At 67.5% G+C, this 24503-nt stretch carries 27 protein-coding genes and 1 pseudogene; 10 read left to right on the top strand and 18 right to left on the bottom strand.

Annotated features, from left to right (window positions below; all coding sequences use genetic code 11):
• Positions 1–46 precede the first annotated feature (46 nt).
• Positions 47–391 (bottom strand): hypothetical protein, encoded by a 345-nt coding sequence (locus KXD96_RS06885; protein WP_260743810.1) that lies wholly within the window; start codon positions 389–391, stop codon positions 47–49.
• Between the two features lie 52 nt (positions 392–443).
• Here KXD96_RS06885 and KXD96_RS06880 point away from each other — a divergent pair.
• A pseudogene (locus tag KXD96_RS06880) lies at positions 444–569 on the top strand (nitroreductase family deazaflavin-dependent oxidoreductase); the annotation flags it as partial.
• Between the two features lie 48 nt (positions 570–617).
• Here KXD96_RS06880 and KXD96_RS06875 read toward each other — a convergent pair.
• On the bottom strand, positions 618–1976 hold the full coding sequence (locus tag KXD96_RS06875) for an amino acid permease (protein ID WP_260743809.1): 1359 nt from the start codon (positions 1974–1976) through the stop codon (positions 618–620).
• Positions 1977–1996: 20 nt separating this feature from the next.
• The gene (locus tag KXD96_RS06870; RefSeq protein WP_260743808.1) at positions 1997–2737 is read right to left on the bottom strand and encodes a class I SAM-dependent methyltransferase; all 741 of its coding nucleotides are present in this window, start codon (positions 2735–2737) and stop codon (positions 1997–1999) included.
• 405 nt (positions 2738–3142) lie between these two features.
• Between KXD96_RS06870 and KXD96_RS06865 the strand changes: the two genes are divergently transcribed.
• Positions 3143–4018, top strand: a complete 876-nt coding sequence (locus KXD96_RS06865) for an alpha/beta hydrolase family protein (RefSeq protein ID WP_313901653.1) — start codon at positions 3143–3145, stop codon at positions 4016–4018.
• 288 nt (positions 4019–4306) lie between these two features.
• Here the strand turns inward: KXD96_RS06865 and KXD96_RS06860 are convergent, their stop codons facing one another.
• Entirely contained in the window at positions 4307–4993 is a 687-nt protein-coding gene (locus tag KXD96_RS06860; RefSeq protein ID WP_260743807.1) for an Rv0518 family GDSL lipase, read from the bottom strand.
• A gap of 93 nt (positions 4994–5086) precedes the next feature.
• On the bottom strand, positions 5087–6337 hold the full coding sequence (locus KXD96_RS06855) for an acyltransferase (RefSeq protein WP_260743806.1): 1251 nt from the start codon (positions 6335–6337) through the stop codon (positions 5087–5089).
• Positions 6338–6660: 323 nt separating this feature from the next.
• On the opposite strand from KXD96_RS06855, the gene KXD96_RS06850 reads away from it, so the two are divergent.
• Positions 6661–7098 carry an STAS domain-containing protein gene (locus tag KXD96_RS06850; protein ID WP_260743805.1) on the top strand — a complete coding sequence of 146 codons (438 nt, stop codon included), beginning with the start codon at positions 6661–6663 and terminating at the stop codon, positions 7096–7098.
• On the opposite strand, the gene KXD96_RS06845 is transcribed toward KXD96_RS06850, so the two are convergent.
• The 7 genes from KXD96_RS06845 to KXD96_RS06815 form a co-directional block, all read right to left on the bottom strand.
• Positions 7085–7318: a hypothetical protein gene (locus KXD96_RS06845; protein ID WP_260743804.1), complete on the bottom strand. Its 234-nt coding sequence runs from the start codon at positions 7316–7318 to the stop codon at positions 7085–7087. The two genes, KXD96_RS06850 and KXD96_RS06845, sit on opposite strands and share 14 nt — an antisense overlap.
• Before the next feature lie 26 nt (positions 7319–7344).
• Positions 7345–7896 carry a DUF3093 domain-containing protein gene (locus KXD96_RS06840; RefSeq protein ID WP_260743803.1) on the bottom strand — a complete coding sequence of 184 codons (552 nt, stop codon included), beginning with the start codon at positions 7894–7896 and terminating at the stop codon, positions 7345–7347.
• Between the two features lie 13 nt (positions 7897–7909).
• Positions 7910–8893: a porphobilinogen synthase gene (hemB, locus tag KXD96_RS06835; protein ID WP_260743802.1), complete on the bottom strand. Its 984-nt coding sequence runs from the start codon at positions 8891–8893 to the stop codon at positions 7910–7912.
• Positions 8894–8987: 94 nt separating this feature from the next.
• Positions 8988–10646 (bottom strand): uroporphyrinogen-III synthase, encoded by a 1659-nt coding sequence (locus KXD96_RS06830; protein ID WP_260743801.1) that lies wholly within the window; start codon positions 10644–10646, stop codon positions 8988–8990.
• Positions 10647–10669: 23 nt separating this feature from the next.
• Positions 10670–11614, bottom strand: a complete 945-nt coding sequence (hemC, locus tag KXD96_RS06825) for a hydroxymethylbilane synthase (RefSeq protein ID WP_260745255.1) — start codon at positions 11612–11614, stop codon at positions 10670–10672.
• 13 nt (positions 11615–11627) lie between these two features.
• Positions 11628–12998 carry a glutamyl-tRNA reductase gene (locus KXD96_RS06820; protein WP_260743800.1) on the bottom strand — a complete coding sequence of 457 codons (1371 nt, stop codon included), beginning with the start codon at positions 12996–12998 and terminating at the stop codon, positions 11628–11630.
• A gap of 118 nt (positions 12999–13116) precedes the next feature.
• Positions 13117–13386: a glutaredoxin family protein gene (locus KXD96_RS06815; RefSeq protein ID WP_260743799.1), complete on the bottom strand. Its 270-nt coding sequence runs from the start codon at positions 13384–13386 to the stop codon at positions 13117–13119.
• A gap of 59 nt (positions 13387–13445) precedes the next feature.
• Here KXD96_RS06815 and KXD96_RS06810 point away from each other — a divergent pair, with 59 nt between their 5' ends.
• The 7 genes from KXD96_RS06810 to cmaA2 all read left to right on the top strand — a co-directional run bounded on the left by KXD96_RS06810 (position 13446) and on the right by cmaA2 (position 19663).
• Complete coding sequence (locus KXD96_RS06810; protein WP_260743798.1) at positions 13446–13754, top strand: WXG100 family type VII secretion target; 309 nt, start codon at positions 13446–13448, stop codon at positions 13752–13754.
• The gene (locus KXD96_RS06805) at positions 13747–14037 is read left to right on the top strand and encodes a WXG100 family type VII secretion target (protein WP_260743797.1); all 291 of its coding nucleotides are present in this window, start codon (positions 13747–13749) and stop codon (positions 14035–14037) included. Before KXD96_RS06810 ends, KXD96_RS06805 begins: the two co-directional genes overlap by 8 nt.
• Positions 14038–14041: 4 nt before the next feature.
• Positions 14042–16552: an ADP-ribosyltransferase gene (locus KXD96_RS06800; protein ID WP_260743796.1), complete on the top strand. Its 2511-nt coding sequence runs from the start codon at positions 14042–14044 to the stop codon at positions 16550–16552.
• Positions 16553–16595: 43 nt separating this feature from the next.
• Positions 16596–16811, top strand: coding sequence for a hypothetical protein (locus KXD96_RS06795; protein ID WP_260743795.1), 216 nt, complete (start codon positions 16596–16598; stop codon positions 16809–16811).
• 452 nt (positions 16812–17263) lie between these two features.
• Entirely contained in the window at positions 17264–18172 is a 909-nt protein-coding gene (locus KXD96_RS06790) for an HAD family phosphatase (RefSeq protein WP_260743794.1), read from the top strand.
• 44 nt (positions 18173–18216) lie between these two features.
• Positions 18217–18726: a MaoC family dehydratase N-terminal domain-containing protein gene (locus KXD96_RS06785; protein WP_260743793.1), complete on the top strand. Its 510-nt coding sequence runs from the start codon at positions 18217–18219 to the stop codon at positions 18724–18726.
• Positions 18727–18736: 10 nt separating this feature from the next.
• Complete coding sequence (gene cmaA2 / locus KXD96_RS06780) at positions 18737–19663, top strand: cyclopropane mycolic acid synthase CmaA2 (RefSeq protein ID WP_260743790.1); 927 nt, start codon at positions 18737–18739, stop codon at positions 19661–19663.
• A 180-nt stretch (positions 19664–19843) separates the two neighbouring features.
• On the opposite strand, the gene KXD96_RS06775 is transcribed toward cmaA2, so the two are convergent.
• The 6 genes from KXD96_RS06775 to KXD96_RS06750 form a co-directional block, all read right to left on the bottom strand.
• Positions 19844–20908 (bottom strand): lysophospholipid acyltransferase family protein, encoded by a 1065-nt coding sequence (locus KXD96_RS06775; RefSeq protein ID WP_260743788.1) that lies wholly within the window; start codon positions 20906–20908, stop codon positions 19844–19846.
• A 5-nt stretch (positions 20909–20913) separates the two neighbouring features.
• Positions 20914–22029 carry an SDR family oxidoreductase gene (locus KXD96_RS06770; RefSeq protein WP_260743786.1) on the bottom strand — a complete coding sequence of 372 codons (1116 nt, stop codon included), beginning with the start codon at positions 22027–22029 and terminating at the stop codon, positions 20914–20916.
• A 52-nt stretch (positions 22030–22081) separates the two neighbouring features.
• Positions 22082–22183: a 30S ribosomal protein bS22 gene (locus tag KXD96_RS06765; RefSeq protein WP_003402602.1), complete on the bottom strand. Its 102-nt coding sequence runs from the start codon at positions 22181–22183 to the stop codon at positions 22082–22084.
• Positions 22184–22339: 156 nt separating this feature from the next.
• Positions 22340–22594 (bottom strand): cell division/environmental response transcriptional regulator, encoded by a 255-nt coding sequence (locus KXD96_RS06760; protein ID WP_085240837.1) that lies wholly within the window; start codon positions 22592–22594, stop codon positions 22340–22342.
• A gap of 140 nt (positions 22595–22734) precedes the next feature.
• Positions 22735–23610 carry a pyrroline-5-carboxylate reductase gene (proC, locus tag KXD96_RS06755; protein WP_260743781.1) on the bottom strand — a complete coding sequence of 292 codons (876 nt, stop codon included), beginning with the start codon at positions 23608–23610 and terminating at the stop codon, positions 22735–22737.
• Between the two features lie 27 nt (positions 23611–23637).
• On the bottom strand, positions 23638–24495 hold the full coding sequence (locus KXD96_RS06750; protein ID WP_260743779.1) for a thioesterase family protein: 858 nt from the start codon (positions 24493–24495) through the stop codon (positions 23638–23640).
• Between the last annotated feature and the right edge of the window lie 8 nt (positions 24496–24503).

The following is a 24503-nucleotide window of genomic DNA, read 5'->3' as shown; positions in this document are numbered from 1 at the left end:
TCCCAGCCTCCGCGGCCGGTTCAACTACAGGGTGTAGCAGGACGGGTCAGGCGTCGCCTTGCCCGTCGGCTTCCTGCGCGGCCTGGAAGTTCTGGCGGGCGGCTTCGCGCTCCCTTTCAGCCGCGCGCCGGTGCGCTTCGACGTCCCCGATGCCCTCGGCCACCGCGCGCTCGTGGACCTCGGCGGCCCGCTCGTGCGCGGCGGCGGCTTGGTAGTGGCGCTGCCGCTCGCGGCGGTGCGCCACCTGGTCTCGCTCGTGGGCGTGCTCGGCACGATCGGCGGCGCGCCCGACGTCTTCGGGGGTGACGGGCTTGTGCGCGGCGAGGTCTCGGCCCCTGCGCTGCAACTCGTCGGCGCGGTCGGCCGCTTCGTCACCTGGCGAGTCACCCATGGCAAAACCCTAGACCCGTTCGCCGGCAAAAGTTTGGTTGATGCGGGGCAGCGGGCGCCGCTCGGGCAAGCCGTACCGCACCCCGGTGAATGTGTTCAGCACCGGCGTCGACGGCAAGCCCGGGGTGGCGATCCTGCTGACCTACGGCCCGGACCGGGACTGGCTGAAGAACCCGACCGGCTGCCGTTCGACGACGCGGTCCTGCTGACGAAGACCGACTGAGCTCTTAGTCCCCGGGGCGCACGGGGAGCCGGCCGCGGGCCCGGGCGGCGAAGTACAGCCCGATCACCACCGCCCACGACAGCAGGCTGAGCCACAGTTGGCTGCGCGCCGAGCGGTCGAACGCCATCTGCACCAGCACGGCGGTGATGCCGGCGAGGGCGAGGATCGAGAGCACCGGGAAGAACCACATCTTGACTCGCAGCTTTTCGGCGGGGGTGCGGCGGCGCAGGCGGATCTGCGACAGCGCGATCAGCCAGTAGACGAACAAGATGACGGCGCCCGACGAGTTGAGCAGGAAGAGGAACACGGTGTTGGGCGCGACGCGCGCCATGATGACGCAGCCGAACCCGACCGCCGAGGAGCACAGGATCGCGATGTGGGGAACGCCGCGCGCGCTCAGCCTGATCAACCGTGTCGGGGCCTCACCCCGGCCGGCGAGCACGAACAGCATGCGCGACGCCGTATACAGCCCTGAGTTCAGGCAGGACAGCACCGCGGTGAGCACCACCGCGTTCATCACCTGATCGGCGCCGCGCAGCCCCAGGTGGTGCAGCGCGGCCACGTACGGCGAGGCGCCGACTTCGACTGAGTCCCATGGCAATATCGCCACCAGCAGGAAGACGGAACCGACGAAGAAGACGCCGATGCGCGCCACCACCGACCGCGTCGCCTTCTGGACCGCGAGTTCGGGGTCCCGGCTTTCGGCGGCGGCCACGGTGACGATCTCGGCGCCGACCATGGAGAAGATCACCACCACGATCGCGGCGAAAACGGCGCCGATGCCCTTGGGGAGGAAGCCGCCGTGCGCGGTGAGGTTGGCCAGTCCGCCCCGATGGCCCGGCACGAGGCCCAGGACGAACGCCGTGCCCACGCCGAGGAAGATCACGATGGTCGCGACTTTGATTCCGGCGAACCAGTATTCGAATTCTCCGAAGGACGACACCGAGAACAGGTTGGTCGCGGTCATCAAGACCATCAGGCACAGCGACAGCAGCCACAGCGGGGCGTGAAACCAGTAGTTGAGGACCTTCCCGCCGGCGACCGCCTCGAAGCCGACCACGATGACCCAGAAGTACCAGTAGAGCCAGGCGACCGAAAAGCCCGCCCAGCCGCCCAGGGCCGTGGCCGCGTAGTCGGCGAACGATCCGGTCGACGGGCTCGCGGCCGCCATCTCGCCCAGCATGCGCATCACGAGGACGATCAGCAGACCGCACAGCGCGTACGTCAGGAACGCGGCGGGGCCGGTGTCGTTGATCACCACGCCGGAGCCGACGAACAGCCCGGCGCCGATGACGCCGCCGAGGGCGATCATGCTGAGCTGGCGCTGCGAGAGCCCTTGGCGCAGTTGCGGAGTGCCAGCCATGCCGGACCGTGCGGCCCTAATCAGTCCAGGCGGGTGGCGACCACGGACCACACCGGAAGGTGCACCCGGTGGTCCTCCAGAAGCGGGTCGATGACGCCGAGCCGGTGCACCAACGGCCGCATCCGCTGCAGGATCTCGCCCTGCTGCTCGGACGCGAACTCCTTCATGGTGTCGAACGTCTCCTTGAGGAAGCGGGCCTGGTAGGTCGTGCCGCCCAGGTAGTCGATGCGCCACCCGTTGGCGCCGAACACCCGCTCGAAGTTGTCGGCGGGGATGGCGGTCCATTGCAGGCCGTTGACGTTGTGCGGGCTGAACTCGAACATGTACAGCCGCGCCCCGGGCCTGGTGGCCCGGTGCAGCGCCTGCGCGTACCGCGTCTGGATGACACCGTCGTTCAGGAACACGTGGTAGAAGGCGCTGTCCACCACCGTGTCGAAGCGGCCCTCGAACCCGTCCAGCTTGGTCGCGTCGGCCACCTGGAAGTCGACCTCGACCCCCGCCCGCTCCGCGTTGCGTTTGGCTTGCTCGATGGCCGATGGGGAGTCGTCGATTCCGGTTGCCGAATACCCGTGCGCGGCAAAGTGAATGGCGTGATGGCCGGGCCCGGTACCGGGATCGAGCACCTCGCCGCGGATCCCGCCGTAGGCCACCAATTGCTGCACCGCCGGCTGCGGGCCACCGATGTCCCACGGGATCCGGCCGCCGGCGTGTTCCGCCTCGTCGTACAGCGGTTCGAAACCGGCGACGTTCGCGTCAGTCATGTCTTCTCGCTTCCTCGCGATCCCCGTCGGGTGCAGCCTAACGAGGAATGCGTTCGTCCACTGCGGAGTCAGCCCGAAGAACTACATCCCGCCCGTGCAAGCATTTCAGCGTGGCGGGACGATCACCCGACATCGGCGTGCCGTGGCCGCCCGCCACCGGCTTCCCCGAATCACCGGATGTTGGCTTCTCTCATTGCGGCGCAATGGGTTTCGATCGGAGTTGTTCGGCAGCGCCACATCGGTCGACGCGATGGCGACGGCCGTATCATGACGAAGCAACTCGGCCGCGAAACGCGTCGTCGGTGCCCCGCAGGTAACCGGTTGGTGACCGGTAGATCACGCCAGATCACACAATGCTTCCATTTCGGCGTGGCTCGCCCGGGAATGCCCGGTCAGGGCGGCATTATTGCGATCATGCCTGACCTGACACGCCGGGCGGTGCTGCGGATGGGGAGCAGCGCCGGCCTGGGAGCCGCTGGCGTGTTCGCCCTGAGTGCCCTGCTCGATCCGGTCAGGCCGCTGGCCGCGACGTTGCCGCGAGCTCCGGCCCCGTTCGAGCCGTCGGCCGCGAGCAGCAACCTGCCGACCAGGCTCACCGGTTCGTTCGTCTCCGCCGCCCGCGGGGGCGTGAAGACCAACTACGTGATCGCCCTGCCGCCGGGCCAAACCGGGACGCTGCGCCCGGTGATCGCGCTGCACGGCAAGGACGGCGACGCGAACATGATGCTGGACTGCGGTGTCGAGAGGGGCCTGGCCCAACTGGTCAAGGAGGGCAAGCCGCCGTTTGCGGTGGTGGGCGTCGACGGCGGCAGCGACTCCTACTGGCACAAACGGGCCGACGGCACCGACTCCGGGGCGATGGTGCTCGACGAGCTGCTCCCGATGCTGTCCTCGATGGGTTTCGACACCTCCCGGGTGGGCTTCATGGGGTGGTCGATGGGGGGATACGGGGCGCTGCACCTGGGCGCCAAGCTCGGGCCGGCGCGGACCGCGGGGATCTGCGCGATCAGTCCGGCGTTGTACACGTCGTTCGCCGATAGCGCCCCCAAGGCGTTCGACAGCAATGACGACTGGGCGCAGAACAGTGTGATGGGCGTGCCGGCTTTGTCGGAGATTCCGCTGCGCGTGGATTGTGGCACCTTCGACCGGTTCTATTCGGCCACTCGGCAATTCGTGAACCAACTGAAGACGCCGCCGGCGGGCAGCTTCTCGCTGGGCGGCCACGACATCGTCTACTGGCGGGCACAATTGCCCGGCGAACTTGCCTGGATGGCGTCCTAGCGGAGACCGATGAGCATCCGGGCGAACGAACCCCCCACCCGCCATTTGGAGCGGGCGGTGAAGCGGACCGTCCCCTGGCGGGTGGGTGAACCGTAATGAACTTCTTCTTGCCCACGAACGTCATATCAGAGAAGGGTTTTGGGAGGTTCCGGGGATGACCACGCTGCTGCTGGCCTGCATTGCAGCCGCCGCTCCGATCGCCGGGCTCGGCTTGCTGAATTTGCAGGCCCGCCTGGAGCGATGGGACTACGAGCGGCACGCCGAGGACTGATCCGCCCGAGCGCCGACTCAGGTCGACAGCTGCGTGCGGATCAGCGGCGCGATCTTGTCCGCCATGTATTGGTGCCCCGCGTCGTTGGGGTGCACGCCGTCCGCGCCGATCAGGTCGGGCCTGCCGACGAACCAGTGTTCGGCGATGGGGTCGACCCACGTTGCCCCCGCGGCCGCGGCCGCCGCGCCGAGCGCGTCGCGAACCTGCAGCATGGGCAGGGGCACGTCAACGGTCGGCCACGGCGGTCCGATCACCAGCAACCGCGCGGACGGCGCCAGGTGGCGCGCCAAATCGAATGCGCTGCGGGCCTTTTCGGCGACCACAGCCGGATCGATGGTCTCGTCGTTGCGGGAGCCGAAGAACACCGCCAGCACATCGTCGGGCTGCACGGCCCTGGCGGTCAGGTCCTCGAAGACGCTGCCGTGGTCGCCCGGCATGCCATAGCCGGCCCGGCCTTCGGCCGCGACGTCGGCCGAAATCCGTTCTCCCCGTGCGGCGAGCCCGTCCCAGGCGCGGGCGGGCCATGACCTCGGGCCCAGCCCACCCTCGCCGGTGCCGGTGGTGTAGGAGTCCCCGATGACGGCGAGGTGGTTCAGCCGGAAGTCCAGGGTCAACGTGTCATACGTGCGCACCCGAGCCGGGTATGCGATGCCAATGCCCGCGAGCAGCGTCAGGCCGATGAGAAAAGTGGCCAGACGACTCACTACTAACCTCCACCGTCAACGGCATCGCCATGTGCCACTGCATTTTCATCGATTATCCGCCACGCGGCTCGCGGCCGGGTGCTAACGCAACCGTCACACGGCGCGGGCCGGAATCGATTCCAGCGAGCGGTCGATCGGATGGACCTTGCCGCTCGGGGGCTCGCCGGGCTCGCTTCTCGCGCTGACGGCTTTGACATCGACCATCTTGCGCATCCAGCGGCGGGCGGGCTCTTCGACGAAGTGATACATCACGATGGAGATGACCACGGCGATGGCAAGCAGGCCGATGAGGTTCCACTTCCACGGATTCTCCTGCGGCCTCAGCTCGAATTGCTCGACGGACCATCCCCAGGCGGTGTGCACCAGCTCGTGAACCATGTACAGGCAAAACGAGATCTGCCCGCCGTACACCATCAACCGGGTTGAGAGCACCCTCGGCAGGCTGCCGACGCCGATCGCCAGCGTGATCACCAGCGGAATGAACAGGATGTCGACCACGCCGCCGCTGTCGTTCTCCACGATTCCGGAGATCGGGTGCGCGTCAAGCCAATAGAGGGCGCCCACCATGACTCCCAACAGAAGCAGGGACACATACCCGGCGACGCGGCGGCCGCGATCGGTCAGCCGCAGCCTGCGCACGGCGGCGCAGGCCAGCGCGCCGGCGGTGAACTGCGTGACGATCCGCGGCAGCCAGCTCCACGGTGTGTAGAAGTGACCACTGGCCAGCAACATCACCACGGGCGGCAGCGCCGCCGCGAACGCCAGCAGCATCAGGCTCCGCGCCCGCGTCGCCTGTTTCATCCGCAATATCACCAGCACCAGAAGGCCGAAGAGCAGGTAGGCCAGCCATTCGGCGCTGATCGACCAGGCCGGCCCATCCCAACTGGAGTCGTCGAAGAAGGGCACGAACCACAACTGCACCAGCAGGATCTGACGGACATAGCTCATCGCGGTGAGCTGACCGGCGTCGGGCGACGGCACGTGGCCGACGTGCAGGGTGAAGATCACCCACAGGGCGGCGAGGTGCAGGGTGAGCAGGTACACCGGCCATACCCTGGCCAGCCGCAGCCACAGGAAGTGCAGGGTCGCGCGCGTCGACCATGACCGGCCCATGCGGTCGAGATAGTTCCAGGTCAGGACGAACCCACTGAGGATGAAGAACAGGTCGACGCCCTGGGCCCCGCAGTTGAGCACCGGCGCGAGGGCGTCGCGGAAGTCGGGCCCGATGTCGCCCACCATCGGCCGGAAGTGAAACAGCACGACCCACAGCGCGGCGACGATGCGGAGCCCCGTCAGGGCCTTGATCTCTCCCTTGATCTCTCGCTCAATGTCTCCGACGCGCACAGCGCTTTCTCTCCGCCTGGACTCTGCCGTTCCGTTCGCCTTGCAGCTCCGTTGACCGGGCGACCACACGCTGTCACAAGCCCCCGCCTCGCAACCGGTAGCCATGGCAGCCTAACAGCGCAACCGCCCCGATGCGCGGACGGTCGTGGTGTGGCATGCGGTCTTTCGCCGGAAATCGGCGCCGGCCGGCCTTTGCTCGGACAGCACGAAAATTGCGCCGAGAATCGCTTCTTAACAAATAGTTAGGTGCGGCTTTCAGCCTCCTTAACCTTGCGGATTAGCGTCGAAGGCACAGCGAGCGCCACGGAGAGTGAGGGGTGCCCATGACGATCGCCGATGTCCTCACGCAGGACCGGAACGGCATCTTTCAGTGCGGCGGCGCCTGGATTCGGGCGCAGCGTCGTCAGCTGGCGACCGTCGTGACGATTCGGGGTGAAATCGACGCCTTCAACGTCGACCAAGTCGGCGAGCACATTCGGCGTTTCATCCTCGGAGAAGACCGCGTGGTGCTCGACATGGGCGACGTGAGCCAATTTGCTGAGGCGGGCATTTCGCTTCTGGAAACCTTCGACGACGACTGCCGCGCCGAAGGGGTGCAGTGGATGCTGGTCGCGAGCCCGGCCGTCGCCGAAATATTGGACGACGGCCCCGATGGGCCCGCATTTTCGAGCAACCGCTCGGTGCACGAGGCACTGCACGACGTGGCCGACGCCATCGCCAGGCGGCGCCGGATGGCCCTGTCGCTCGTCAGGACGTCTTAGAGCGCCGCTCACGGCGCTGTCTGGCGGTCCCGATGACCGCCAGCACCCCTGCGCTCGTCAGCAGCAACAGGGTCAGCAACAGCAACTGCGGGTCGTACACCACCGACGTCGTGAAGGGCTGGCCGTCCGCGATGGGCGCCACCCCCACCGTGTGATGCGAACGCGTCCAGCTCACTCCCGCGCCGACAAGCGCCGCACACGCCAGGCCGAGTTCGACCATCGCCCTGCTACTGCGGTAGCGGGCGCTCACTGCGCGGGCCCGGTGTCGTCGTCACGATCGGCGTCGGCAACGTCGGATCGGGCGGGCTCCACCCGCTCCTGGACCAGCGGGGTCAGCGCCGCGCGCAGCTCACGGTGCCGGCGCGCCCACGCCTGCACGTAGCGATCCCCCGTGAGCTTGAGACCGATGCCGATCCGGCCGCGGGGCACCCCGACCAATTCGCCGAGTGCCCGCGCCGACTGCCAGCGCGCGAGGTCCTTACCGGAGGCTTCGTGGTTCTCGGGTTCGGGATACACCTTGAGGATCTCGCGCACCAGGATGGTTTCGGTGCCCTGACGCAGCGCGTCTTCGGTGAGCTCGACCGAGACGTGAATCCGTGCCGCCTTGACCTGTAACCCGACGAACCCCGACACCAGGACCAAGAAGATCACCGGGATCAGGAACGACACCGGGGCGCCGCTCCAGACTTCGATCAGGATCATCGCGCCCGCGGCGATCGGGCCCCACGCCACCCACCACCAACTGGCGCCCGGTTCGTAGAACAACGGTTTCGGTTCGGCGTCCCTGGCGGTAGTCATCGCAAGCCTCGTCTCACGAAAGCCAACCGGCCGCGTCCGCGGCCCAGTAGGTCAGTACGATATCGGCGCCGGCGCGGCGGATGCTGGTCAGCGACTCGAGCGCCGCCGCGCGCTCGTCGATCCAATTGTTGGCGGCCGCAGCGCAGATCATCGCGTACTCCCCCGAGACCTGGTAGGCGGCCACCGGCACCGGCGAAATGTCCGCCGCGGCCGCCACCACGTCGAGGTAACCAAGCGCGGGCTTGACCATGATGATGTCCGCGCCCTCGTCCGCGTCGAGCCGGACCTCGCGCAGCGCCTCGCGGAAGTTGCCCGCCTCCTGTTGATAGGTGCGCCGGTCCCCGGCCAGGCTGGAACTGACCGCCTCGCGGAACGGGCCGTAGAACGCCGAGGCGAATTTCGCGGCGTAGGCCAAGATCACCACATCGGTGTGGCCGGCGGCGTCCAGGCCGTCGCGGATGGCGGCCACCTGGCCGTCCATCATCCCGCTCGGCCCCACCACGTGCGCGCCCGATTCTGCCTGCGCCACAGCGAGTTTCACGTACCGGGCCAGCGTGGCGTCGTTGTCCACCCGGCCCCTGGCGTCCAGGACGCCGCAGTGGCCGTGGTCGGTGAATTCGTCCAGGCAGGTGTCGGCCATCAACACCGTGGCGTCGCCGAGGTCCTTGGCCAGGTCCCGCAGGGCGACGTTGAGGATACCGTCGGGGTCGGTGCCGGCCGAGCCGGTCGAGTCTTTGTCCTCGTCGCGGGGCACGCCGAACAGCATCAACCCCCCCACCCCGGCGGTGACCGCGTCGGCGGCGGCGCTGCGCAGCGAATCGCGGGTGTGCTGCACCACGCCGGGCATCGACGCGATCGGCCGAGGTTCGTCGATCCCGTCGGCGACGAACATCGGCAGCACCAAATGCCTTGGTTCCAAAGACGTTTGCGCCACCAAACGGCGCAACGCGGGGGTGGAGCGGAGCCGGCGCGGGCGCTGCCGGGGGTAGGCGCTCATCGCGCGGTTCCGTGGGCGCGAGCGTCCACCGACTGCCAGCCCCAGCGGCGTGTCGCAGTACAAACACGGACGCTCGCGGGTATGGCGATCGCCACTAGCGCCTGCGGCTCTTCTTGCGCGGCGGTGGCAGCGCGCCCTCGGCGCGCAACCGGGCGGCGTGTTCGGCCAACGCGTCGACCAGCGGACCGACGGCGGCGGTTTCGGGCTGCACGTCCACCCGCAAACCGAATTCGGCGGCGGTCTCTGCGGTCTTGGGACCGATGCAGGCGATGATCGTCCGCGCGTGCGGCTTGCCGGCGATGCCGACCAGGTTCCGCACCGTGGAGCTGGAGGTGAAGCACACGGCGTCGAACCCGCCGGTCTTGATCATCTCCCGCGTCTCCGCCGGCGGCGGGGCGGCCCGCACCGTCCGGTAGGCGGTGACATCCTCGATCTCCCAACCACGTTCGCGCAGGCCCTCGGCCAGGGTCTCGGTGGCGATGTCGGCGCGCGGCAGCAAGACCCGGTTCACCGGGTCGAAAACGCTGTCGTAGGGCGGGAAGTCGTCCAACAGGCCCAGCGATGACTGCTCGCCCGACGGCACCAGCTCGGGGCTGATCCCGAAAGCGCGCACCCGGTCGGCCGTGGCCTCGCCGACGCAGGCGATCTTCACCCCGGAGAACGCACGGGCGTCCAGACCGAACTCGTTGAACTTCTCCCACACCGCGCGCACCGCGTTGGTGGAGGTGAACACCACCCACTGGAAACGGCCGTCGACCAAGCCCTTGACGGCCCGCTCCATCTGCGCGGGGCTGCGGGGTGGCTCGACGGCGATGGTCGGCACCTCGATCGGCAGCGCGCCGTAGGACGTCAGCCGCTCGCTCATCTCGCCGGCCTGGTCCTTGGTGCGGGGCACCAGCACGGTCCAGCCGTACAGCGCGCGGCTCTCCCACCAGTTCAGCTTCGCCCGGCTGGCCACCGTCTTACCGATGGTCACCACCAGCGGCCCGGTCAACGGGCCCCCGGGGTCCGTCCCGCCCAGGACGGCCGAGTCGGTCAAACCGCCCAGCGTGGTTTCGATCGAACGCTGCTGGCAGGTCGTGCCCTGCGCGGTCACCACGCAGGGGGTGCTCTCGGCCAGCCCGTGCTCGATCAGAGTGCGCGCCGCGTCGGCCAGGTGCGACGCGGTGGCCTGCAGGATCAGCGGGCCGGGGGCCGCGGCCAAAGCCTCCCAATCCACATGCGGGTCGCGCACGTCGGCAACCGTGTGCGACGAACCCAGCGGCAGCCCCGCATAGGTGGGGACGGCGCCGGTCGGCGCCAGGCCGGGCACGATCTCGAGGTGCAGGTGGCTTCGCGCGACGGCGTTCACCTCGGTGATCACCGCGTCGACCGTCAGCGGGTCACCGGCCACCAACCGCACCACGTCGGCGCCGGTACGGGCCTCGGCGACCAGCGTCTTGGCCACCTCGGCCGGCTCGCCCAGCGCCGGGCGTACATCGGGACCGGCCGATATCACCGCGGGCTGCTCCGCCCCGCCGGTGGCCGCCTCGCCGTCGCCGGCCGCGGCATCGGCGGGCGCCGGGCCGGAAACCGGCGGCAGGTCTTTGCCGATCAGCGCCAGCACCGGCTCCGGTACGTCGGGGTCGGTGAATACCAGCGCGGCGTTCGCCAGAACCGTCGCGGCCCGGGTGGTCAAGAGCCCCGGGTCGCCGGGACCGGAACCCACGTACGTGATGCGGCCGGGTCTCGGCTTACGCCCTCGCGTCGTCATTGTCGCTCCCACGTCACTCGCAATTAATTTCCTCGTGCCGGGTCCTGCCGCGCTTCAGCCATCAGCTCTCGGGCGCCGAGCTCGAACAACTCTGCGGCGACCGAAATCCCCAGCTCTCGCGCCCGATCGGTGGTGCCGATGCCGGACGCGCGGATCACGTCGGACCCGTCCAGCGCCGCCACGCAGCCACGCAGCGACAACTCTTCGAAGACCCGCCCGTCCTCATCGATGGACTCGACCACCTCGGCGATCGCGCCCACCGGTGCGGAACAACCGGCCTCCAGTTCGGCCAGCAGGGCTCGCTCCGCGGTGACCGACGCGCGCGTGTCGGCGTCGTCCAACTCCGCCAGCACTGCCGCCAACCCGTCACCGGCGCGGCATTCGACGGCGAGCGCGCCCTGAGCCGGTGCTGGCAACATCTGCACCGGCTCTAGCGTCTCGGTGACATCGTCGAGGCGTCCGAGCCGGGCCAGTCCGGCCCGAGCTACCACGATCGCGTCGAGGTCACCACTGCTTACCCTGTTCAACCTGGTATCTAGGTTGCCTCGAAGGGGGCGGATTTCCAAACCGAGACCCAATGCTCTAAGCTGCGCGGCCCTGCGCGGGGACGACGTGCCCACCAGCGAACCCGGCGGCAACTCCGCCAGCACCAGCCCGCCGCGGGCCACCACCACGTCGCGGGGGTCGTTGCGGGCAGGTATGGCCGCGATGGTGAACCGCGGATCCTCCGCCGTGGGCAGATCTTTGTGGGAGTGCACGGCGGCGTCCACCCGGCCGTCGTTGATGGCCTCGCGCAGCGCGGTGGTGAAGGCGCCGACGCCCAGGGTTTCGATGGGTGCCGAGGAACGGTCGCCGGCGGTGGTGATGATCACCAGCTCCGCGGGATGACCGTTGGCGATCAATGCGTCCCTGATGACACCGGCCTGGGTGGTGGCCAACAGACTGCCCCGGGTACCTATCCGGATCACGTTCGCCAATCGGCTACTCGGTGGAAGGTTCTTGCGTCCCGACATCGAATCCCGTTGATACGACGGGCAATTCACCCGCGGCGACGGCGTTGACGGCGGTCTGGTCAAGTTCGAAGAGTTCGCGCAACGCTTCGGCGTAGCTGTCGCCGCCGGGGGCGCTGGCGAGTTGTTTGATCCGCACGGTGGGCGCATGCAGCAGCTTGTCCACCACCCGCCGCACGGTGCGCGCCACCTCCTCGCGGTGGGCGCTGTCCAGCCCGGGCAGGCGGTTGTCCAAGCGCAGCAGCTCCGCCTCCACCACGTCGGCGGCGCGCTGGCGCAACGCGGTGACCGTCGGGGTGACCTCGGCCATCCGCTGCCCCGCCAGGTAGGCGGCGACTTCGGCCGCCACGATGTGGCGCGCGGCGTGGACGTCGGACGCCGCGGCATGCGCCGACGGCTCATGCTGCACACGGTCCACGTCGACCACCCACACACCGGGCAGACCGGCGACCGCCGGGTCCACGTCACGCGGCATGCCCAGGTCGCAGATCACCAGTGGACGGGTCGACTCGTCGCGGCGCGCGGCGGCCAGCGCGTGGTGCACGTCGGCCAGCGTGACCACCGGGCTCACCGCGCCCGTACAGCTGACCATGACGTCGGCATCCGCGACGGCGTCGGCCAAGCGGTCGAGTGGCATCGTGTCGGCCTGCACAGCGGTTTCGCGGATCTTGCGGGCCAGGCGCTGCGCCCGGGACGACGACCTATTCAGTACGTGCACGTGCCCGATGCCGGCCCGGGTCAGGTGGGCCGCCGCCAGGCTGCCCATCGCGCCGGCGCCGACCAGCACGGCGGACTTGCCTTCCAGGCCGCCCAGCCGCCGTTCGGCCATGTCGAGGGCGACCGACACCACCGAGGCGCCGGCCGCATCGATGGCGGTCTCCGAATGCACCCGCTTCCCCGCCGACAGCGCCCGCTGGGCCAGCTCGTGCAGCACCCGGCCGACGGTGCGGTTGGCTTCGGCGGTGGCATACGCGCGGCGCACCTGGCCGAGCACCTGCTGCTCACCCACCACCGCGGAGTCCAGGCCGCTGGCCACCGCGAACAGGTGCTCGACGGCGGCCTCGCTGTAGCGGACGTAGGCGTACTTGGTCAGGTCCGCCATCGACATTCCGGAGTGATCCGACAGCACCTGCCCGACCGCCGTCAACCCGCCGTGGAACGCGTCCACCACCGCGTAGACCTCGACCCGGTTGCATGTCGACAGCACCATCGCCTCGGTCACCAGCGGCGACTGCAACACCCGGTCGACGATCTTGCCCTGATCGGATTCGTCGATGGTGAGTTGTTCCAGGACGGAGACCGGCGCACTGCGGTGCGAAACCCCGAAAAGCAAGACGCTCACGGCAGCATCACCTGGCCAGCTCCCTTGCTTCCTCCAGTATTGAACTGGTTCCCACGGTAATCGGTTATCAGGTGGGCTACCAAATAATCGACCGACGTTACCCCGCTTGCAGCCGCACTCAGCCGGCGAGATCCGCCCGCAACCGGGCCTCGTCGATGTCCCAGTAACTGTGCTCGTGGCCGTCGAGCAGGACAACGGGCAGCCGGTCGCCGAACTCGGCCCGCAGCGCCGGGTTGCCGGCCGCCGCGGCGGCGTCCACGTCGGTCGTCGACAGGTCGAAGCCCAGCTCATCCGCCAGTGCGCTGAGCCGGGCGTGCACCCGCACGCAGATGGTGCAGCCGTCGCGGGTCAACAGCTCCACCTGCGGCCGCCGGGGGGCTTGCGTCATGCCCACCAGTCTGGCATCGGTGACTTGTGGCACCGTCTACCAGGCGTTACTTTCCGGGGATGGCCGACGAGACGCTGCGGATCGATCCGACGGTGATGCAAAGCCACGCCGTTTCCATCTCCGGCGCGGCCGAGCACCTTTCGGCTGAGCTGGCCCAGCTCGACGGTCAAGTGGGTCAGATGTTGGGCGGCTGGCAGGGTGAGTCGGGCACCGCGTACGCCTCCGCGTGGGCGCTGTGGCACCGGGGCGCCTGCGAAGTGCACCAGGGCCTGTCGATGCTGGCGCAACTGGTGGGCCAGGCCGGCGGTGGCTATCAGAGCAAAGAGGCCGGCTCCGCCCAGGCGGAACGGGCGGTGCGCGGTGGCTGAGGCGTTTCGTGCCGATCCGGAAGCGTTGGCCGACGCGGTGCAGCGGATGGCGGTGTTTCAGCGCCACGCCGAAGACATGATCGCCGAAATCGATTCTCGGGTAACGCGTTTGCACACCACCTGGACGGGTCAGGCCGCGGCCGCTCACGCCGAGGCGCATCAGCGCTGGGTGCGCGGGGAGGCCATGATGCGCGAGGCGCTGGCGCAACTCGAGAAGGCGGCCGCTACGGCGCACGGCAACTACACGGGCGCGATGTCGACGAATCTCGGTATGTGGTGGTGACCGGATGGCGCCGCTGGCGTGTGATCCCACCGTTCTAGACCGCGCCGGCGTCACGGTGGTGGATGCCGGCGAGTCCCTGGGATCGGTGATCTCGGTTCTGGCTGCGGCACTGTCCGGCAGCGCCGGGATGGCCGGAGACGATCCTGTTGGCGCGGCACTCGGTCACAGCTACGACGGCTCGGCCGCCAAGCTGATCCAGGCGATGGTGTACACCCGGAATGGGATCTGCAGCATCGGCGACGGTGTGCGGATGTCGGCGCACAACTACGCGGTCGCCGAGGCGTTGTCCGATGTCACGGGCCAAGCCGCGGGTCTATCCACACCCCACGTGACCGCCCCCATGACCGTAGGGGGGAAGCCGCCGTCCGCGGTCGGCGCCGGTAGCGGAGCCCAGGCGGGCTGGGGTTGGGTGGCCCCGTACATCGGAATGATTTGGCCCAATGGCGATTCGGCGAAGTTGCGAGCCGCCGCGACGGCCTGGGCCACGGCGGGCGCCAACTTCATGGCAGCCGAGACCGCAGCGGGCGGCGCGACGATGGCCGCCATTGGCGGCCAGCAGATCCCGGAGGGCGCCGCCATCAACAAGGCGTTGGCGGATGCCTCCGAGGCCACCATCAACCTCGCACGCCAGTGCCAAACGATCGCCGCGCAGCTCAACAGCTACGCGGCCAAGATCGACCGCGTACACGCGGCGATTCTGGATCTGTTGTCGCGCATCTGTGACCCGCTCACCGGGATCAAAGAGGTCTGGGACCTGCTGACCGACGAAGACGAAGACGAGATCAAAAGGATCGCCGACGACATTCGCACGGTTGTCGACAACTTTGCCCACGAAGCCGAGACGCTGCGCGACCAAATCAACGCCACCGTGTCATCGGCCGCCGCAACGGCGGAGGTTATGGCCCGCTGGGCGAGTAAAGAGTGGGACCACTTTTTGCACGGCACCGACGTGGGCAGGGTCCTCAACCACGTGGGCCGGACGCTGAAGGGTGTCGGCGTGGAGGGCTACGACTTCCTCGGCGGCCTCGCGAAATTCAGTCCGAACCGGCTTCAGACCGATCCCGTTGGTTACGTCAAAGACGTGGCCGGCGCGGTTGCCGGGGAGGCGCCTTTGGTGGGCTTGGGCCCCGACGGTGCGCCCGGAGTCGGCGAGTCCTGGAAGGCGTTGGGTAAGCAGGTCACCCACTGGGACGAATGGGGCTCAAACCCCGACGAAGCGTTCGGAAAGACCCTCTTCGACGTGGGAACTTTGGCGCTGCCCGGCGGCCCGCTGTCAAAACTCGGCAAGCTTGGGCGCGGCCTTGGCGACGCGGCGAGGGGTTTGAAGGCACCGCGGCTGCCGGAAGTGGTGAAACCGCCCTCGGTGAGGCCCCCGGCGGAGCCACCCCCGGCCGCCCCGAAGCCGCCTGAAGGGGCCCAACCCGCATCGTCGGGCAAGCCGGCACCGGGGCCCACCGAGGGCCCTCTGCCGCATAGCCCCACGGAATCCAAGCCGCTGGTCGGCGAGAAGCCCCCCACCGTTGAGCCGCCCCGACGTATCGCCGCGCCGCCGGAGCCCGGTGGCAAGCCGACGGTGCCGGCGCTAGCAGAACAGACGCCGCTACCCCACTCGAAACCGGCCGAGCCCGCGCCAGCCCACGCGCCGCCTGCTCCCGGCGGCGAACCGGCAGCGCCGATTCCCGGCTCGGGTCTCCCGTCGCTACCGGAGTCGCATCCGCCGACGGCGACCTCCCTGCCCGTGGGCGGTGCGCCTGCCGAAGCACCGCGGGGCTTCGAACCGCCGCCCGGCGGGGAATCCGGTATCCACCCGGCCGAGCCGCACGGCGGCGCACCCCACGATGGCGGACCGCCACATCCACCCAGTGACGGCAACTCGCCCCACGACTTGCATCCCGGGGATTTCCGGGATGGGCCTGACGATGGCGGATCGACACATCCGCCGGGCGAAGGATCGCCGCATCCGCCCGATGTGGCTAAAGGGCCGCATGAAGGCAATGGGCGCGGGCCGGACCACCCGAATCCGGAAAGCGGCAGCGACCACCATTTACCACTGCATCCGCTTAACTCGGATGATCTGGCCGCGCTCGCCCACTACACTGGGACCGGATACCAAGACCTAAATTTTGCTCTTAGGGAAGGTGCATTGAACGCATCTCAACAGGCTCGTGTTGAAGCACTGCATAAGGCGTTGGAGAAACTACCACCGTATGAAGGCGCCGTAGTCCGAGGCACAAACCTCCCGGCCGATGTGCTCGAACAGTACAGACCCGGAGAAATAATTACGGAGCCTGCTTTTACTAGCACCTCAACGGACCCCAGTGTGGCTCAGTCACCAACTTTTGCCGGAAACACCGAGTTCAGAATTTGGTCGATTACAGGACGAGATGTTTCTTCCGTGTCAATGTACTCAAGCGAGCAAGAGATATTATTTCCAGCCGGGTCAAAATTTTATATCATAAGCAACACAGTGAATCCAAGGACAGGAAGGACGATAATCGAGATGATCGAACGCTGACCACTACCTGTTCCGCTCGCACCTGTTATGAAGGGAGTTTCAAATGAGCAAAAATATTGCTGGTAAGACTTTCTCGACGCCGGAAGAAGCTGGCGTTACCGCGCCAACAGAAGAAGAATTAGCGCGCGCAAGGAAAGGCTTCGACGATTTCCAGGCAAAGGTCGATGCCGTTGCGCCAGAAGACCGCAAAACAAACGTTTCACCAAAGTTTTGGGATGATATCTCTGGTACCGAGTACGATCCCAACAAGAAAGCTTAGACTCAATTTTCCTTACTGGCGCCATCGATAGATAACGGCGACCTCTTCGCTCTCGCGGTTTGTACCTCCTTTATTTGCTTTCAGTGAGTGGTGCAACACGAGAATCACGTGCGATGGTATCGCGACGATTTTACGTATTGACCACTCACACATAGATTTCAATAAATGGATCATCGGATCCGCAATACGGGTCGTAGAACCTCACGGAGAATCGTTGACTGTCGCGGATTCAGCGGCCAAATTAACACACATCACAAACGACCACAGGCGAATTTTCTCGTTAGTCGTTCCGGCCGAACTGGGCCGTCCAGTCACGAGATCACAACGCGCGATGCCGCCAACGCGACTGCCCGGACCCCGAGGTGTAAACCCGCCCACGCCCCTTCCCGATAGGGTTGGATACCGGGACCCACTGGGTCGCCGGGCAACACAGCGATCTAGGAGGTTTGGCGATGACTTCCTCTGGCCCGGTCAACGGAGACGTCAGTCGCGTTGACCTGGAGTCGCTGGCCGCCGACGCCAGCGCCGCCCGCGCGCTGGAAGGTCTGCGGGCCGAGACCGCCGCCGCCGAGGATCGCCCGCAGCCGCCGATCGACCTGACCGCGGCCGCCTTCTTCGACGTGGACAACACGCTGGTGCAGGGTTCCTCGGCGGTGCACTTCGGCCGCGGGCTCGCCGCACGCAACTACTTCACCTATCGCGATGTGCTCGGCTTCGTCTACGCCCAGGCCAAATTCCAGATCCTCGGCAAGGAGAACAGCAACGACGTCGCCGCCGGCCGGCGCAAGGCGCTCGCCTTCATCGAGGGCCGATCGGTCGAACAGCTGGTGGCTTTGGGCGAGGAGATCTACGACGAGATCATCGCCGACAAGATCTGGCCCGGCACCCGCGAGCTCACACAGATGCACCTCGACGCGGGTCAGCAGGTCTGGTTAATCACCGCCACGCCTTACGAACTCGCGGCGACCATCGCGCGGCGGCTGGGTCTGACCGGCGCCCTGGGCACCGTCGCCGAGTCCGTCGACGGCGTGTTCACCGGCCGGCTGGTCGGCGACATCCTGCACGGCACCGGGAAGGCGCACGCGGTGCGCTCGCTGGCGATCCGGGAGGGACTCAACCTCAAGCGCTGCACCGCCTACTCCGACAGCTTCAACGACGTGCCGATGTTGTCGCTGGTGGGCACCGCGGTCGCCATCAATCCCGACGCGCGCCTGCGCACCCTGGCCCGCGAACGCGGCTGGGAGATCCGCGACTTTCGCACCGCCCGCAAGGCCGCCCGGATCGGAGTGCCGTCGGCTTTGGCGCTGGGAGCGGCCGGCGGCGCACTGGCCGCCGTGGCTTCTCGACGGCAATCCCGCTGATAGGCTGCGCCGCTGAGACCTAATCGAGCGGAGACGACAGCGGCATGACCACCCCCAAAGAAGCCGAGGGACTCATCGGCAGCCATTACCGCGCACCGGATTACTTCCTGGTTGGCCGCGAGAAGATCCGGGAGTTCGCGTCCGCGGTCAAGGACGACCATCCGGCGCACTTCAGCGAGGCCGAGGCCGCCGCTGCCGGGTATGACTCGCTGGTCGCTCCGGTGACGTTCCTCGCGATCGCCGGACGGCGCGTGCAGCTGGAGATCTTCACCAAGTTCAGCATCCCGATCAACATCGCCCGGGTGATCCACCGCGACCAGAAATTCAAGTTTCATCGGCCGATCGTGGCCGGCGACAGGCTTTACTTCGACACCTATCTAGACTCGGTGATCGAGTCCCATGGCACCGTGCTCGCTGAAATCCGCAGCGAGGTGACCGATGCGGATGGGAACCCGCTTATCACCAGTGTCGTCACGATGCTGGGGGAAGCTTCAACTCAAGCCGACACTGACGCAACAGTGGCAGCCATTGCATCCATATCAGCCGGAAAGTAGGTTCGAACCCATGACGCCACAGGGGGAAACGGGTAGCACCCAGCTGAAGCCGCCGGTCGCGGCGGTCCGGTCCCACTACGACAAGTCGAACGAGTTCTTCAAGCTTTGGCTTGACCCGTCGATGACCTACAGCTGCGGTTATTTCGACGAGAATCCGGACCCCCAGCACCTGACCAAGACGCTGGAAGAAGCCCAATACGCCAAGCGCAAGCTCGCCCTGGACAAGCTCAACCTCAAGCCCGGCATGACGCTGCTCGACATCGGTTCCGGGTGGGGCTCGACCATGCGCCACGCCGTCGCAGAATACGACGTCAACGTCATCGGCCTGACGCTGAGCGAAAACCAGTACGCCCACTGTGTGGCCGAGTTCGACAAGATGGACAGCCCCCGCCGCAAAGAAGTGCGGATCCAGGGCTGGGAGGAATTTCCCGACGAACCGATCGACCGCATCGTGTCGCTGGGCGCGTTCGAGCACTTCGCCGACGGAGCGGGTGACGCCGGATACCAGCGTTACGGCGTCTTCTTCAAGAAGTTCTACAACTTGCTGCCCGACGACGGCCGGATGCTGCTGCACAGCATCGTGGTGCCCACCGCGGAGGAGGGCAAAGCGATGGGGTTGAAGACCACGATGAGCCTGCTGCGGTTCATCAGCTTCATCCTGAAGGAGATCTACCCGGGCGGTAGGTTGCCCCAGGTCGAACAGGTCGACAGGTACTCGACCGAGGCCGGTTTCAAGATCGAGCGCCATCACTTCATCGGCAAGAACTACGTTCCGACGTTGACCGCCTGGGCCGACGCTCTTGAGGCGCACAAGGAAGAGGCGATCGCCCTCAAGGGCCAGGAGACCTACGACATCTACCTGAAATATCTGCGGGGCTGCTCGGACCTGTTCCGCGACGGCTACACGAACGTCTGCCAGTTCACACTGGTCAAGTAATTCGCCCGAGAACGCCCCGGAAGCCGTTGGCTCCGGGGCGTTTTCGCGTCGACGAACGAGCCGTACAGCGAAGCGGACAGGGCCAGTAGACGAAGAGTTTCAGCGCCGCTGCGCGCGAACGTCGAGTTGTCGGGCCGAAACCCGAGAGATTCGCCCAACAACTCGACGTTGGACGCGAAATCAGCCGAAGAAGATGTTGCGACGGCCCGCGAGCAGCCGGTACAGCGTCTGCTGGATGGTCTCGCGCACCTGATCGGTCAGCTCGAAGGTGACCATCGGGTCCTCGGCGTCCGAAGCGGCGTAGTCGTTGGTGTAGATCGGCTCACCGAACGCGATGCGCCACTTCGACGGCAGCGGCACCAGCCCGGCCGGCCCGGCCAGCGGGAACAGCGGCGTGATCGGGAAGTAGGGCAGACCGAACAGCCGGGCCAACAGCTTCACATCGGTCAGCATCGGGTAGATCTCTTCCGAACCGACGATCGAGCACGGGATGATGGGTGCCTTGGTGCGCAGCGCAGCGGTGACGAAGCCGCCGCGGCCGAACCGCTGCAACCGATAGCGGTCCTCGAAGCGCTTCCCCAACCCCTTGTAGCCCTCCGGGAACACCGCGGTCAGCTCGCCGGCGGCAAGCAGCCGGTGCGCGTCCGTCGTGCAGGCCATGGTGTGGCCCGCCTTGCGGGCGGCCTCGCCCACGACGGGCAAATCGAACACCATGTCGGCGGCTAGTAAGCGCAGGTCCCGGTGCGCGGGGTGCTCGTCGTGGACGGCCACCGACAGCATCAACCCGTCGAAGGGCAACACCCCGGCATGATTGGCCACCACCAACGCGGCCCCTTCGCTGGGCAGGTTTTCGACACCGCTGACCTCCACCCGGAACCACGACCGGAAGAAGAACCTCAGCAACGGGCGAACGATGGCGCTGTTGAAGTGCGGATCGAAGCCGAATTCGTCAACGGTGTAGTCACCCGTGAGCCGCTGGCGGAGGAACCCGGCCACCGCGGCGACGCGCTGAGCGAGTTCGGTGAGCGGTACCTCCGGGGACCCCTGGCCCGCGGCGCGTCGGTGCTCATCGATCTCGCGGACGACAGCGGCGATCTGTTCGGCCGACGCGCGACCGTTGGGGTCCGAAAGCAAGGAAGGATGTTGGCGAGCTGACTCCGCGCGCTGATCGGCTCTCCTTCGCGCGGCTACCCGACCCCGATTCGTGTGCAGTGGAATGACATTCGCTCTGGATTCACCCGCCACGATACCTACCTAACCCCACCCCACGGAATTGGATTTCGGCTGCTCCAGCGCTGAGCAAAGGATATGGCGCGACCTTCCAAGGAGCGTACCCGATGCGGGTCGATAATGGGAGTCATGCCGCGGCCGCGGACATAGTCGTCGAAGGCCTCGGCCGTCGTCCACTTCGGGCTGTAACCCAACTCCGTGCGCATCCGGGTGGTGTCCATGACCCGGCCGTAACTCAGGTACGCGAACTGATCGCGGCTGATCTCGTTGTAGCGGTTGGCACGCCTCAGCGAATCCAGCGCCCAGACGCCAAAACCCGGCACCGGCAACGGGATACGGCCGGCCCGGCGGATCGCCTGCGACAGCATGATGATCCCCTCGGCGCCGATGTTGAAGGTGCCGGCCTTGCCGGCCATCGCCGCGCGCTCCAGCGCACCCAGCGCATCCTGCTCGTGTAGCAACTGCAGCCGCGCATCGCGGCCGAACATCGTGGGCACCAACGGCCCGGCCAGGTACCGCGACAGCGTGGTGTCCATCGCCGGCCCGATCATGTTGGCCAGCCGCAGGATGGTCACGGCGATGTCGGGCCGGCGTCGTCCCAGCCCGCGCGCGTAGCCCTCGATGTCGAGGCTGTCCTTGGCGAAACCGCCGCGCAGCGGTCGACGGCTGGTGCTGTCCTCGGTGAACATCACCGGGTCGTGTGCGCTGGACCCGTACACCTCGGACGTCGACTTGAGCACGACGCGGCGCACCGAGGGCGCCTTGTGACAGGCGGCGAACAGCTGCATCGCGCCCATCACGTTGATTTCCTTCAGGGCCGCGGTACCGCCGGACCGCGGCGCGTATGAGGCCGCCGCCGCGTGCACCACCGTGTCGACGTCGCCGTTGCGAATCACCTTGGCTATGAAGGGATTACGGATGTCGGCCCGGACGAACTCCGCGCGGCCCATCCGGCGCAGCATGTCCTTGCTGGGCGCGATCGCGTCCACCGCGATCACTCTGTTGATCATCGGGTTCTGTGCGAGCCGGGCCGTCAGGTAGCCGCCCAAAAACCGGCACGCACCGGTAACCAGCACAACCTTGGGGTAGTGCACGGTGTCGCCGGTTCCGGCGCCATCCCCACTCGACTGATCCACCCAAACAGCCTATCGACCGAAAGAGACCGCAGCACTGCGCCGCGGGCGGGCCCTACTTGCCGAGTTTTCTGCGCTGCACCCGGGTGCGGCGCAACAACTTGCGGTGCTTCTTCTTCGACATGCGCTTGCGCCGCTTCTTGATTACTGAACCCATGAACTCCGCTATCTGACCCGTGACCTGCTTGCAGGATTGACCCGGACACTTTACCCGGCGCGACGCACCGAACACCAAACCGGCGTCGATGGCCGCCACGCAATCGCAAAGCGCACGGGCGGCTGGGCGCGCGCTCGGCGCGCGGCCCGTTTCAGGTCAGCCCGCGTCGAAGTACGACGTCTCCAGCATGTCGTGCACCGCCTTGGCGTGCACCCGGAAAGACCGCCCGACCCGGACCGCGGGCAGCTCGCCGTTGTGCACCAGGCGGTACACCGTCATCTTGGAGACCCGCATCAACGCCGCCACTTCGGCGACTGTCAGGAATTGTGTCCTGCCCTGCTGGCCGTCGCCGGGACCGGTGTCCCGCTTACCAGCAGAATCGCGCGCCGATGGCCCGTTCGTAGACGTCATCGCAACCCAATCGTGTCAGGCACCCGCAACGCCAGCGGCTTCCCCTCCGCTGGCACCCACGCGTGCATACAAAGAGGAGAATAGCGGGACTAATGGGGTTACTGGTACTGGTGGGGGACAATCGGTTCAAAATTCTTGGACTACTCCGATGTAATTCTTAGCTGCTCAGAGCGCGTTTTGGCGGCCTGAACGGCCGCATCGACGGCCGCCCGCAGGCCGCCCCTTTCCAGTTCGCGAAGCCCCGCGGCGGTGGTCCCGCCGGGCGAGGTGATGGTCGCCCGCAGCTGCGTTGCGGTGGCGTCCACCCGCAACCCAGGCGCTTCTCCCTCGGCTGGCGGCCGGTCGGCCTCCATCCGTTCCAGCAGCATGGCCGCCGACCCGGCCATCGTCTGCGCCGTCAGGTTGGTGGCCACCTCGCGGCTCAGGCCCGCGGCGACCCCGGCGTCCACCAGAGCCTCGACCATCAAGAAGAAGTAGGCGGGGCCCGACCCCGACAGCGCGGTCACGGCGTCCATTTGGGCCTCCGGCACGGTCAATACGCCGCCCACCGAGTCGAAGAGGGCCGACACCCCCTCGAGCTGCGGGGCGGTGACGAACCGGCCGGCGGCCAGTGCGGTCACCCCCGCGCCGACCAGTGCCGCCGCGTTCGGCATCGCCCGGACCACCGGCGTCCCGGCCGGAAGCTTCGACTCGAAATACGAGATGCTGATCCCCGCCGCGACGGTTACGAAGACCTGCTCGGCGCTGTCGCTCTCGGACGCGGCCGCCGCCCGGGTCAGCTCCGCGGTCACCGGCTCGATATCGCCGGGCTTCACCGCGACCACGACGAAGGACGCGTTCTCCACCGCGTCGGCCACCGAGGTGATCAACACCGAATAGGTGTCGGCCAGATATTGGGCGCGCTCCGGAACCCGCTCGGCCACCACCAGGTCTTTGACACCCCGGCCGGCGCGCAGCAGGCCCGACAGCAGTGCCTCCCCGATGCTGCCGCCGCCGATGATCGCGATTCTTGCCATGCCCGACAGCATCGCAGACACCGGCGCCTACCCAGCGGCAGGGACCAGCGCCAGTTGGCGGGCCTGCACCACGAGGCGGCCCAGGCTGTCGACGACGGTGTGGTCCTCGTCGAACCAGTCATGCCCGATCTCCGTGCAGGTCGCGATGATTCGCAACCACCCGTCGGCGGGCAGGCCGCGCAGGAAGGCGGTCAGCTGGACGGTAGGAGCCCAGCCGGTGCGCTCCACGGCGAACGTCACCGGCGCCGACAGATCCCCGCACATCAGCGCGAACAGCGGGTCCGGGGCCACGCCCCGGGGGCGCGCCCACATCTGGATCACCGGCGGACGCCCGTCGGCCGGCGGCTCAAGACTCGACAGCACCGGCCGCACGTCGCAGCCCTCGCCCAGGTGCACCAGGCCGGCCAGGGGGTGGCCCGGCCCGATCGGCGCGATGTCGTCGGGCGGCTCCGGGGTCATCAGGTCCACCACCGGGTTCGCCGACAGCAGCGGCTTGGCGTCACCGTCGGGCGGAAAGTGCTCCGGCTCGCCGAGGTTGACCACGGCATGCACCGCGGTGCGATCACCCTGGGTGAGCTCGACGTCGACGACGCTGATCCGGCGGCCGCGCTTGCGGATCGAGGTCGCCAGCCGCATCGGCCCCGGGTCCGGGGCCCACAGGAAGCTCGCCGACACCGCGACGGGTTGCTGAGCCGGTTCGAACCCGACCGTCTCGCCCCCGCAGGCGGCGCGGGCGGCGTTGGCGCACAGCGCCAGCATCGCGCCCCCGTGCACCTTGGGACCGATGGTCCAGTGCTTGTTGAGCTCGCCTTCAAAGACCCCTGGGCGGTAGACGGCCGGGTCGACCTCCCGCAATGCCATTGCGGTGGTGAATAACGCGTTCATGGTCTCCT

Origin of the sequence: Mycobacterium sp. SMC-2 (assembly GCF_025263485.1) — a bacterium.
In the GTDB taxonomy this organism is placed as follows: domain Bacteria; phylum Actinomycetota; class Actinomycetes; order Mycobacteriales; family Mycobacteriaceae; genus Mycobacterium.
This window is presented reverse-complemented; position numbering and strand designations above follow the sequence as displayed.

What these genes read in the sequence shown, in the direction of transcription:
- KXD96_RS06870 (WP_260743808.1), bottom strand. Translation starts at nt 2,737, where the DNA reads ATGACTGACGCGAACGTCGCCGGTTTCGAACCGCTGTACGACGAGGCG.
- KXD96_RS06815 (WP_260743799.1), bottom strand. Translation starts at nt 13,386, where the DNA reads ATGACGCAAGCCCCCCGGCGGCCGCAGGTGGAGCTGTTGACCCGCGAC.
- KXD96_RS06810 (WP_260743798.1), top strand. Translation starts at nt 13,446, where the DNA reads ATGGCCGACGAGACGCTGCGGATCGATCCGACGGTGATGCAAAGCCAC.
- hemB (WP_260743802.1), bottom strand. Translation starts at nt 8,893, where the DNA reads ATGAGCGCCTACCCCCGGCAGCGCCCGCGCCGGCTCCGCTCCACCCCC.
- KXD96_RS06875 (WP_260743809.1), bottom strand. Translation starts at nt 1,976, where the DNA reads ATGGCTGGCACTCCGCAACTGCGCCAAGGGCTCTCGCAGCGCCAGCTC.
- KXD96_RS06800 (WP_260743796.1), top strand. Translation starts at nt 14,042, where the DNA reads ATGGCGCCGCTGGCGTGTGATCCCACCGTTCTAGACCGCGCCGGCGTC.
- KXD96_RS06830 (WP_260743801.1), bottom strand. Translation starts at nt 10,646, where the DNA reads ATGACGACGCGAGGGCGTAAGCCGAGACCCGGCCGCATCACGTACGTG.
- KXD96_RS06750 (WP_260743779.1), bottom strand. Translation starts at nt 24,495, where the DNA reads ATGAACGCGTTATTCACCACCGCAATGGCATTGCGGGAGGTCGACCCG.
- KXD96_RS06850 (WP_260743805.1), top strand. Translation starts at nt 6,661, where the DNA reads ATGACGATCGCCGATGTCCTCACGCAGGACCGGAACGGCATCTTTCAG.
- KXD96_RS06840 (WP_260743803.1), bottom strand. Translation starts at nt 7,896, where the DNA reads ATGACTACCGCCAGGGACGCCGAACCGAAACCGTTGTTCTACGAACCG.
- KXD96_RS06845 (WP_260743804.1), bottom strand. Translation starts at nt 7,318, where the DNA reads ATGGTCGAACTCGGCCTGGCGTGTGCGGCGCTTGTCGGCGCGGGAGTG.
- KXD96_RS06795 (WP_260743795.1), top strand. Translation starts at nt 16,596, where the DNA reads ATGAGCAAAAATATTGCTGGTAAGACTTTCTCGACGCCGGAAGAAGCT.
- proC (WP_260743781.1), bottom strand. Translation starts at nt 23,610, where the DNA reads ATGGCAAGAATCGCGATCATCGGCGGCGGCAGCATCGGGGAGGCACTG.
- cmaA2 (WP_260743790.1), top strand. Translation starts at nt 18,737, where the DNA reads ATGACGCCACAGGGGGAAACGGGTAGCACCCAGCTGAAGCCGCCGGTC.
- KXD96_RS06785 (WP_260743793.1), top strand. Translation starts at nt 18,217, where the DNA reads ATGACCACCCCCAAAGAAGCCGAGGGACTCATCGGCAGCCATTACCGC.
- KXD96_RS06760 (WP_085240837.1), bottom strand. Translation starts at nt 22,594, where the DNA reads ATGACGTCTACGAACGGGCCATCGGCGCGCGATTCTGCTGGTAAGCGG.
- KXD96_RS06790 (WP_260743794.1), top strand. Translation starts at nt 17,264, where the DNA reads ATGACTTCCTCTGGCCCGGTCAACGGAGACGTCAGTCGCGTTGACCTG.
- KXD96_RS06765 (WP_003402602.1), bottom strand. Translation starts at nt 22,183, where the DNA reads ATGGGTTCAGTAATCAAGAAGCGGCGCAAGCGCATGTCGAAGAAGAAG.
- KXD96_RS06885 (WP_260743810.1), bottom strand. Translation starts at nt 391, where the DNA reads ATGGGTGACTCGCCAGGTGACGAAGCGGCCGACCGCGCCGACGAGTTG.